This window comes from Ferruginibacter sp., from assembly GCF_031391665.1.
Classification (GTDB): domain Bacteria; phylum Bacteroidota; class Bacteroidia; order Chitinophagales; family Chitinophagaceae; genus Ferruginibacter.
On the sequence record NZ_JANMUN010000021.1, the window covers coordinates 24,322 to 32,806 of the forward strand.

Annotated in this window: 7 protein-coding genes; 4 read left to right on the plus strand and 3 right to left on the minus strand. The window is 35.3% G+C overall.

Translation table 11 applies throughout. The features are described 5' to 3' along the window. Positions 1 to 2: 2 nt before the first annotated feature. The 4 genes from ACY651_RS01810 to ACY651_RS01825 all read left to right on the plus strand — a co-directional run bounded on the left by ACY651_RS01810 (position 3) and on the right by ACY651_RS01825 (position 5,207). Entirely contained in the window at positions 3 to 1,229 is a 1,227-nt protein-coding gene (locus ACY651_RS01810) for a Pycsar system effector family protein (RefSeq protein ID WP_462249111.1), read from the plus strand. A gap of 10 nt (positions 1,230 to 1,239) precedes the next feature. Then, positions 1,240 to 3,288, plus strand: coding sequence for a polyphosphate kinase 1 (ppk1, locus tag ACY651_RS01815; protein WP_462249113.1), 2,049 nt, complete (start codon positions 1,240 to 1,242; stop codon positions 3,286 to 3,288). Further along, positions 3,285 to 4,361, plus strand: coding sequence for an adenylate/guanylate cyclase domain-containing protein (locus ACY651_RS01820; protein WP_462249115.1), 1,077 nt, complete (start codon positions 3,285 to 3,287; stop codon positions 4,359 to 4,361). The genes ppk1 and ACY651_RS01820 overlap by 4 nt, the downstream gene beginning before the upstream one ends. Before the next feature lie 120 nt (positions 4,362 to 4,481). Continuing rightward, positions 4,482 to 5,207 (plus strand): phosphatase PAP2 family protein, encoded by a 726-nt coding sequence (locus ACY651_RS01825; RefSeq protein ID WP_462249117.1) that lies wholly within the window; start codon positions 4,482 to 4,484, stop codon positions 5,205 to 5,207. A gap of 225 nt (positions 5,208 to 5,432) precedes the next feature. Here ACY651_RS01825 and ACY651_RS01830 read toward each other — a convergent pair whose 3' ends face one another. From ACY651_RS01830 to ACY651_RS01840, 3 genes are all read right to left on the minus strand, one after another. After that, positions 5,433 to 6,065, minus strand: a complete 633-nt coding sequence (locus ACY651_RS01830; protein ID WP_462249119.1) for a hypothetical protein — start codon at positions 6,063 to 6,065, stop codon at positions 5,433 to 5,435. A gap of 1,003 nt (positions 6,066 to 7,068) precedes the next feature. Continuing rightward, positions 7,069 to 7,986: an acetyl-CoA carboxylase, carboxyltransferase subunit beta gene (gene accD, locus ACY651_RS01835; protein ID WP_462249121.1), complete on the minus strand. Its 918-nt coding sequence runs from the start codon at positions 7,984 to 7,986 to the stop codon at positions 7,069 to 7,071. A 163-nt stretch (positions 7,987 to 8,149) separates the two neighbouring features. Further along, on the minus strand, positions 8,150 to 8,485 hold a 336-nt coding region (locus ACY651_RS01840; RefSeq protein ID WP_462249123.1), incomplete at its 5' end, for a class II fructose-bisphosphate aldolase.

Consider the following 8,485-nt stretch of genomic DNA (forward strand, 5'->3'; position numbering starts at 1 on the left):
ATATGCATTCAAATAATTTATATAAAAAAACAGAGCAGCATGTTACAGAGTTGTTCAACAATAATAAAAACCCGGCATTGGTTTTTCATAATCTCGATCATACAAAATCGGTGGTGGAAAGAACGAAAGAAATAGCAGGGCATTACTACCTGAGCGAAAATGATATGCTGGTGGTGTATGTGGCAGCATGGTTTCATGATACCGGCTACATGTTTACCGATGCTGAGCATCATGAAGAAAAAAGTGTTGAGTTGATGAAGGATTTTATGAAACTCTATTCGACGGATGAAACGCTTTTGAAAATGATAGAAGAATGTATTCTGGCTACACGTCCGCCGCGGCAGCAAGATAGTTTACTTAAACAAATTATTTGCGATGCCGATACTTATCATTTTGGCACTAGTGAATTTAAGGACACTAATAAAAAAGTGTGGGAAGAGTATAATCACAGGGGTACAGTATTGAATGAAAAAGAATGGACTTTAAAAACTATGGTATTACTGGAAACCCACGAATTTTTTACCAAGTATTGCAAAGATAATTTGGAAGAGAAAAAAGAAAAAAATATGAAAAAGCTAAAGAAAAAATCTGAAGAAAATGATAAGGCAGATGACGAAGCACTAAGCCTTAATTATATGGCAAAAGATAAAACCGGGCTCATGTCGAAGGGTATTCAAACCATGCTGCGGCTTACTTCCGAAAATCATTTACGCCTGAGCGATATGGCCGATAGTAAAGCCAATATCCTTATTTCGGTAAATGCAATTATTATTTCTGTTATTTTAAGTGTGCTGCTGCGTAAACTGGAAGAGGTGCCCTATTTAACCATTCCCACAATAATATTTTTACTGGTGGCAGTAACTACAATTGTTATTTCTATAATTGCAACAAGGCCCAAAGTAAGCGGCGGAACTTTTACCAGTCAGGATATTATCGACAAGAAAACCAACCTCTTATTTTTTGGTAATTTTCACAAAGCTACCTATGAGGAATACGATGGTGCCATGAGAGAAATGATGAGGGATACAGATTATTTATACGGGTCGCTTATAAAAGATATTTACACATTAGGTACTGTGCTGGGGCGAAAATACAAGTTGCTGCGGTTAGCCTATAATATTTTTATGGTAGGCATAATTGTTTCGGTGCTGGCTTTTGGTATAGCAGTTTTCTTTTTTCATTCTACCACAACAAGTACCGTTACACCTGCTACAGGTTCACCTTTTTAAATTATATTTTATGTTACACAACAGAGATTTAAGCTGGCTGGGATTTAATCTCAGGGTTTTACAGGAAGCATCCGATAAGCATGTAGCCTTATACGAAAGAATGAAATTTCTTTCTATCTTCTCAAGCAATCTGGATGAATTTTTCAGGGTAAGATACCCTTCAGTTATTGCATTGTCGAAACTTACCGAAAAAACAAGGATAAAGGCCAGCATAGAAATAACTGATGATATTGCTGAAAAAATTCAAAATGAAGTTAACCAGCAATTAGATTTGTTTGGCAATATTCTTACACAGGAAATAATACCGGAGTTGAAAAATAACGGTATTAATTTTTATTATAACAACCTCATACGGCGGGAGCATATTCGTGAGATAAAAGAAATTTTTCTCAGCAGTGTACTGGCATTTTTGCAACCCATTGTTTTGGATGGAAAAAATAATAAAGATTTTATGCCGCAAAATAACCAACTTTATTTTGCCGTAACATTAAAAGAACTTAACCAGGGCACACTTACACACGCAATTGTAAATATTCCATCTAATAAACTAAAAAGATTTTTTGCATTAAGTCCTTTAGATGGAGAAGAGTATGTAATTTTTATTGATGATATCATACGTGAAAACCTGCAATATCTTTTTCCAAAATTAGAAATACTGAGTGTGTACAGTATTAAGTTTAACAGGGATGCAGAGTTAAACCTTACGGATGAATACAGCGGTAACCTGCTGAATAAAATAGAAAAGCAATTAAAGAAACGTGATATTGGTTTACCCTCCCGTTTTTTATACGAACAGGGTATGCCACGTAACCTGCAGTTATTTTTGGCATCAGCATTTTCGGTAAAGTACGAAGATATGTTTGCAGGCGGAAGGTATCATCACCTCAGCGATCTGTCTTCTTTCCCCGCCTTTAATAAAAATTTGCAAATAGAAAAATTTCGGCCGCTTTCTGCAGCAAATATAATAGACAGTGGCGATATATTTAATTTAATAGACAAGCAGGATTTGTTATTGCATCTGCCTTACCAGTCTTACAATCCGGTATTATCATTTTTTAACCAGGCAGCAGTTGATGCTGATGTTACTGATATTTATATAACACTGTACAGGTTAGCCGCAGAATCGCATATTGTAAATGCATTGATCAGTGCAGCAAAAAATGGCAAAAACGTAACTGTTTTTATAGAATTAAAAGCAAGGTTTGATGAAGCCAACAATATTAAGTGGAGCAGGGTAATGAAGGAGGCCGGAATAAAACTGGTGTACAGCATGCCGCAAATAAAAGTACATTCTAAAACGGCATTGGTAAAGAAAAAAAACAATGAGAGCGACACCGCTTATGCCATTTTAAGTACAGGTAATTTTAATGAAGTAACCGCACAGTTTTATACCGATCATGTATTGCTTACTTCTAAAAGTGCCATTGTAAATGATCTTGTTTTGTTGTTTGATTTCTTGCAAAAAGGCCACCCCGAAATTGGAGATACTAGAATACAGTTTAATGAATTACTGGTATCGCAATTTAATCTTATTGATGAACTGAAAAAAAGTATTGGTAAAGAAATTAAAAAGGTAAAGAATGGGGAGCCTGCAAGAATAAGGATAAAAGTAAACAACCTGGAAGAGCCTTACATCATCAGTTTATTATACAAAGCCAGCAAAGCCGGCGTAAAAGTAGAACTTATTGTAAGAAGTGTTTGCTGTATTGTGCCGGGAATTGAAGGTATGAGTGAAAATATAACAGTACGCCGTTTGGTAGATCGTTTTTTAGAACATACAAGATTATTTATTTTCGGCGCAGATGAAGATAGTACAGTATTTATGGGATCATCTGATTTAATGACAAGGAATTTGCACCACCGCATAGAAGTTTGTGCACAGGTAAAAGATGTTACCTGTAAAAAAGAATTACTGGACTATTTCGACATTCAGTGGAGCGATAATAATAAAGCGGTACAATTGCTGTCAGACAGTCATCATGCACCATTAGAAAATCATAATGGGCACACCATAAATGCCCAGGAAAATATTTATCAGTACCTGAAAAACCGGATATGAAATTGGATACTTCTTCTTATTCTGCATTTTCGGGGGTGGGTAAATACCGGCTTAGAACAATATTGTACATTGCTTTTTTTTGGACGGGGATAGATATAGTGGTTACCCTTTTATTAAACGATAGCAATACCAACAGCCCTTTTCAATCTTTAGTTTTAAGGGAGCTGGCTGTTTTTTTAATGAGCTGCATAATGGGTTACTTATTTGTATTTACACTTAAGAATGCATTACGCAGTAAACCCCCTTTTGTTAATTTTATTTTTAAAAGTATTGTACTGCTGCTGGCTGCTTTTATAATGAATTTCCTGGTTCATTTTTTAGATACTATTTTTATTTTGGGTAAAAACTCCGGCGAGGCCTTTCAATATTTTATAAAAGAAATAACTGAAACAAAATGGCTGATACAAAAATTATTGTACTGGCTTATCCTTTTTGTAATTACACAATTATATATTGAGATAAACGAAAAATATTCTCCCGGTGTTTTTATGGATATTTTAAGAGGCAAATACATGCAGCCTAAAATTGAAAAAAGGATTATCATGTTTATCGATCTTAAAGATTCTACACCCATTGCAGAAAAGCTGGGGCATGTGGAATACTTTAAATTCATCCGTAATTTTATTTTTCATGTTTCCATGGCATTGATAGAACATGACGGAAGGATTTACCAGTACGTGGGTGACGAGATTGTGGTATCCTGGCTTTTTGAAACTAAAAACACACGTAAATGCATGGCCGCAATAATTGATGCCCGGAAAAACTTACAAAAGAATGGAGAAGAATTTCGCAGGAGTTTTGGCATTATACCCGAGTTTAGGGTGGGCATACACATGGGTGATGTAACAGTGGGGGAGATTGGGGTAATAAAAAAAGATCTGGCCATGAGCGGAGATACGATGAATACCACTGCAAGAATACGCAGCGCCTGCAACGAATTGAATCATAAATTTATAATGTCGAAAGATTTTATGGATAACAGCGATCTTAAAGAATGGCAGGGCGAAAGCCTGGGCATTGTAGATTTAAAAGGAAAAGCTAACGGGATTGAATTATTTTCGCTTAAAGTATAACGGAAGGAAAGTTTAGACGTTTAGGAGTTTAGAAGTTTAGTTTACACCCCTAAACCTCTAAACCTCTAAACTCTAACCCCCTAAACTCCTAAATCCCAAACTAATTTCTCCAATAACTGTATGAAAAGGAAAATACAATCAGGAGCAAAAAAACTGGCCAATGCGATAGCGCTGCTTTCAGCAGAGCTGCTTTTGGTTTTTATTATCTTTTTCATTTCGCTGGCAACGCTTATAGTAATCATCAGGCAAATATTTTACCGTAGCCAAAATAATTTTGATGAAAGTGTTTTTAATTATTTATCGCAGCATGTAACCAATACCAATACCGTTATAATGCAGTGGATAAGTTTCTTTGGTTCCCATCTTTTTCTTGTACCAGCCTTTTTAGTGTTTTTTACTTTTATTTTTTTCAGGTATAAAAGCAAATGGTATTTTATAAAAGCAGTAACTGCCGGAGTAAGTAATTTGCTTTTAATGTTTGGGCTAAAGTTTTTTTTTAACCGGCCACGGCCGCTTATCCCGCTTTTAAAAGAAGTGCCCGGTTTAAGTTTTCCCAGTGGCCATGCTTTTATGAGCCTTACATTTTTTGGCCTTATTATTTACTTTGTTTACCTGGATGTTGCCAATAAATGGATAAAGTGGACAGTCATTAGTTTTTTAATACTGATAATATTTTTGGTGGGTTTAAGCCGTGTGTATTTAAGGGTGCATTATTCCAGCGATGTAATTGCAGGTTTTTGTTTTGGCATTTTATCACTGGTAATATTATTTTTAATGCTGCATCAGATAGAAAAATTTAATGCTAAAAAATTGCCGGAGCATTTAAGTGAAGTAAAAAATATTTAGGTTGAAGGTTAAAAAAAGTGGGTTAATAATTTTTAACTGTACGGAAGCTAGGGTGCACTTATTTTTAAAGTTAACAATTTAATCCACTTTTAAGTGGCTGTTTTTTTGGGAAGCTAACATTAGCATAGAAAGCATACGCTGTTGGTTAAAAACCAGGCAGTGGCGAATTACGGAAGCGGTGAAAAAAGGGATGCACCCACGGCGGCGGAAGTTCATCTCTTTTGGTCAATTTCTTTTTATTTTAAATAAACTAAACCGCCACATAAATTCAACTGTGATTAAATGTTCATAAAGAAAACGAAAGTTATCTTCAATGTTGAAAAGCGAAGGTCTGTAAGTCATTCCTAAGTTTGCAGTTTTACCAAGTCGATAGTATGTGTTTAGTGTTAAACCGATTGATTTATTGGAATATTCCGTTTGGCTTGTAGTCGAAAGTCCATTATTCGAAAAATATCGTATCACTTCAGCCCATCGGTTATCTGCATAGTTTATTCCGTAGCCGACAGTAAAACTATTTTTGATAATATTGTCCGTTACACAAGCATAAAATGTCGTAAGATTTTTGTTGTAGTTTTTAAGCACAGGTGCAGGAAAGGGAATGTTAGATGTTGCAGCAGCGGAAAAACTCGTCTCTAAGTATTTATTCTTCGCATAATTATATTCAATGCCCACACCTACACCAACAAAACCAAATCGATTTTCTTTGAATTTGTTATCAGGATTTAGTGTAAGGTGATTAATCCAAGGGAGTTTTAGGTCTAACCGAAAATCGTTTTTTTGAAAAGGTTTAATTCTTTTGTTTTGTCCAAAAACTAACAAGCATATAGTGTTTAATAACAAAAGTAAAATTAGTTTCATTATAAGCGTTTTGAATGGCGTACAACGAACAGGGCTTTATGCAGGTTGGGAATTAAAATTCCGTCTGCCCGAACCACTGCCGATTGAAAATATTTTGATGAAGTTAAGAACAAATGTCCGGTGATGTTTGTCCAGCCCGAACCAATGACCGGATTTGCAATTGGCTGAACTTAGTTTGTCAAGCCCAACTTGCATAAAACCCCATGTTAGCTGCAGCCAACGATACTTCAGTGTACTGCCTGATTTATTTTAAAAGTGTTGTATGGGTTTCCAAATGGATGTGTCGATATCTATATTCTTGTAATCGACGAATGTTTTATAAGGAATTTCAATTTTGATATTTTTAGAAATCGAAAACTCTTTAAAAAGTACTAAATCTCCTGTGGTGCCATAGCAAGAAAAATCTCTACCTACAAGTTTAATATTATCATTTTTTCTATCGACATATTTATAGTCCTTTTGGCTATAACCACAGAATACAAATTTTAGTATAAAAATTAAAGTGAAAAAAAAGTAAGGTATTAGTGTCAAGACAATTAATGCGGCCATTAATACCGATTTTTTCTTTGGCAATAACGAGTAAATAAAAATTGGGATACCGATCCACAGCAATGGATAGATAAAAGAACTAAGCCTGAAATTCCAAATTACTATGGTGGATATCAGAATTAATAGGGCAATTGAAATTAATTTATGTTTTAAAGATTTCACTTTTAATTGAAATGTCACTTTTGGTTGCAGCTAACATGTGTATTTACGCTAAAATACACTACTTCTTTGCACAAACCAATATTTGCATAGTAGTTGTTTTGTAAAGCGTTACAAAAAAAATACTACCGGGTTACAGTAGCGCAAATACAATTCAAAATAATTTTAAAATTATTAAACGGGCTTATAATTTTGTTGGCAGCTAAAAAGCTAATATATTTTTATTGAAAAAATGCAGGCATCTATTTAAAACAATTACATCAAAAATATAAAGCAAATAATACTACAACCACAATCAACCTTTAAATAATACCAGCAATGTGGCCAGCTTTTCTTTCAATTCTTTTCGGGGAATAATAAAATCTAAAAAGCCATGTTCTAATAAAAATTCGCTGCGTTGAAAACCTTCGGGCAAATCTTTTTTTATGGTTTCTTTAATTACACGTGGGCCGGCAAAGCCAATAAGGGCACCGGGCTCGCCGCAAATAACATCTCCCAGCATAGCAAAAGAGGCGGTGGTGCCGCCAAATGTAGGATCGGTACAAAGAGAAATGTAAGGTATTTGTGCATCGCTTAACTGCGACAGTTTGCCGGATGTTTTTGCAAGCTGCATTAAGGAAAAGGCGCTTTCCATCATTCTTGCACCGCCACTTTTATTGATGATCATAAAAGGAATGCGGTGGGCAAGGCAATAATCGCAGGCACGGCTAATTTTTTCTCCCATTACACTGCCCAGGCTGCCACCAATAAATTCAAAATCCATACAGGCAATTACCAGGTCGTTGCTGTTTACTTTACCATGCGCTACCGTTATAGAGTCGTGTATGTCGGTTTTAGCATAGGTTTCTTCCAGCCGTTTGTTGTAAGGTTTTAAATCAACAAAATTTAAAAAGTCTTTCGATTTTATGTTGGCAAATAATTCGGTGTAATGGTTATCATCAAAAATAATTTCAAAATATTCTTCGCTGCCAATGCGGTGGTGGTACTCACATTTAGGGCATACAAATTTACTTTCGCTTAATTCAGAAATGGTGCAGGTGTATTTGCAATTGGGGCATTTGCTCCACAAACCTTCGGGGGCATCTTTTTTATCTTTCGTACTGGTAAGGATACCCTTTTTTATTCGCTTAAACCAACTGGCTTTCATTTCTTCCGAATCACCTTCTTCGCCGGTGAGGTTTATTTCAAAATCTTCTTCTTTCTTCTGGCTCATAGTAGTAATAGTTTTTTGAGTGTAGAAGTAATATTGGTTTAGAAGTTTAGGGGTTTAGAAGTTTAGGGGTTTAGATGTTTAGGAGTGTTATCTAAACTTCTAAACCCCTAAACATCTAAACTTTTTCAAACTAAACCCCTAAACTTCTAAACCCCTAAACCATTTATGCATTCCTGTTAATACAATTCAAATCTTCAAACGCCACTTCTAATCTTTTTATAAAGCTGTCTTCTCCTTTACGTAACCAAACCCTTGGGTCGTAATGTTTTTTATTGGGTACATCAGCACCATCGGGATTACCTAACTGTCCCTGTAAATACGCTTCGTTCTTTTTATAATTATTTAAAACACCTTCCCAAAATGCCCACTGCATATCAGTATCAATATTCATTTTTATTGCACCGTAACCAATGGCTTCTCTTATTTGATTTTGCGGTGAGCCGCTGCCACCATGAAATACAAAGTAAACAGGTTTTGGGCCGGTTTTTAATTCACGCTC

Bases quoted from the DNA above. Each gene is read 5' to 3' on its own strand.
- ACY651_RS01825 (WP_462249117.1), top strand. From the start codon at position 4,482: ATGAAAAGGAAAATACAATCAGGAGCAAAAAAACTGGCCAATGCGATA.
- ppk1 (WP_462249113.1), top strand. From the start codon at position 1,240: ATGTTACACAACAGAGATTTAAGCTGGCTGGGATTTAATCTCAGGGTT.
- accD (WP_462249121.1), bottom strand. From the start codon at position 7,986: ATGAGCCAGAAGAAAGAAGAAGATTTTGAAATAAACCTCACCGGCGAA.
- ACY651_RS01810 (WP_462249111.1), top strand. From the start codon at position 3: ATGCATTCAAATAATTTATATAAAAAAACAGAGCAGCATGTTACAGAG.
- ACY651_RS01830 (WP_462249119.1), bottom strand. From the start codon at position 6,065: ATGAAACTAATTTTACTTTTGTTATTAAACACTATATGCTTGTTAGTT.
- ACY651_RS01820 (WP_462249115.1), top strand. From the start codon at position 3,285: ATGAAATTGGATACTTCTTCTTATTCTGCATTTTCGGGGGTGGGTAAA.